This window comes from Halomonas sp. ML-15, assembly GCF_014779595.1.
In the GTDB taxonomy this organism is placed as follows: domain Bacteria; phylum Pseudomonadota; class Gammaproteobacteria; order Pseudomonadales; family Halomonadaceae; genus Franzmannia.
The window spans coordinates 2,094,856-2,096,531 of the sequence record NZ_JACXZT010000019.1; the positions used below are offsets into that span (position 1 = coordinate 2,094,856).

Sequence of the window (1,676 nt, forward strand, 5' to 3'; positions counted from 1 at the left end):
GGATCTTCGGACCTTGCGCTATCGGATGAGCCTATGCCGGATTAGCTAGTTGGTGAGGTAATGGCTCACCAAGGCGACGATCCGTAGCTGGTCTGAGAGGATGATCAGCCACATCGGGACTGAGACACGGCCCGAACTCCTACGGGAGGCAGCAGTGGGGAATATTGGACAATGGGCGCAAGCCTGATCCAGCCATGCCGCGTGTGTGAAGAAGGCCTTCGGGTTGTAAAGCACTTTCAGTGAGGAAGAAGGCCTTCGGCTTAATACGCTGGAGGAAGGACATCACTCACAGAAGAAGCACCGGCTAACTCCGTGCCAGCAGCCGCGGTAATACGGAGGGTGCGAGCGTTAATCGGAATTACTGGGCGTAAAGCGCGCGTAGGTGGCTTGATAAGCCGGTTGTGAAAGCCCTGGGCTCAACCTGGGAACGGCATCCGGAACTGTCAGGCTAGAGTGCAGGAGAGGAAGGTAGAATTCCCGGTGTAGCGGTGAAATGCGTAGAGATCGGGAGGAATACCAGTGGCGAAGGCGGCCTTCTGGACTGACACTGACACTGAGGTGCGAAAGCGTGGGTAGCAAACAGGATTAGATACCCTGGTAGTCCACGCCGTAAACGATGTCGACTAGCCGTTGGGAGCCTCGAGTTCTTAGTGGCGCAGTTAACGCGATAAGTCGACCGCCTGGGGAGTACGGCCGCAAGGTTAAAACTCAAATGAATTGACGGGGGCCCGCACAAGCGGTGGAGCATGTGGTTTAATTCGATGCAACGCGAAGAACCTTACCTACCCTTGACATCTTCGGAAGCCGAGAGAGATCTTGGTGTGCCTTCGGGAACCGAAAGACAGGTGCTGCATGGCTGTCGTCAGCTCGTGTTGTGAAATGTTGGGTTAAGTCCCGTAACGAGCGCAACCCCTGTCCCTATTTGCCAGCACGTAATGGTGGGAACTCTAGGGAGACTGCCGGTGACAAACCGGAGGAAGGTGGGGACGACGTCAAGTCATCATGGCCCTTACGGGTAGGGCTACACACGTGCTACAATGGCAGGTACAAAGGGTTGCAAGACGGCGACGTGGAGCTAATCCCATAAAGCCTGCCTCAGTCCGGATCGGAGTCTGCAACTCGACTCCGTGAAGTCGGAATCGCTAGTAATCGTGAATCAGAATGTCACGGTGAATACGTTCCCGGGCCTTGTACACACCGCCCGTCACACCATGGGAGTGGACTGCACCAGAAGTGGTTAGCTTAACCCTCGGGGGAGCGATCACCACGGTGTGGTTCATGACTGGGGTGAAGTCGTAACAAGGTAGCCGTAGGGGAACCTGCGGCTGGATCACCTCCTTATCGACGAAGTCACTTCGTGTCGGCAAGTGCTCACAATGAATTACCTGATCGGCCAGAGCAAAGACTGTTTGGGTATAGGCCCAGCGTGACCAATGGGTCTGTAGCTCAGTTGGTTAGAGCGCACCCCTGATAAGGGTGAGGTCGGCAGTTCAAATCTGCCCAGACCCACCAAATTTTATCCAGTACGGCGTTATTTTGTGACTCGCATAGCAGGCTATGCGTCGTCACAAAATGCCTTGTCCTGAATCAAATTCCCATGTCACGTACGGGATATCAGTGGGGCCTTAGCTCAGCTGGGAGAGCGCCTGCCTTGCACGCAGGAGGTCAGCGGTTCG

Annotated in this window: 2 tRNA genes and 1 rRNA gene (2 of these 3 only partly in view); all 3 read left to right on the forward strand. The window is 55.3% G+C overall.

Annotated elements, in window-relative coordinates:
* Positions 1-1,341: ribosomal RNA gene (locus IEI94_RS21475) — 16S ribosomal RNA — on the forward strand; it begins 588 nt to the left of the window's first position.
* A 94-nt stretch (positions 1,342-1,435) separates the two neighbouring features.
* Positions 1,436-1,512: transfer RNA gene (locus tag IEI94_RS21480), tRNA-Ile, on the forward strand.
* A 115-nt stretch (positions 1,513-1,627) separates the two neighbouring features.
* Positions 1,628-1,676 (forward strand) — tRNA-Ala (locus tag IEI94_RS21485) (it continues 15 nt past the right edge of the window).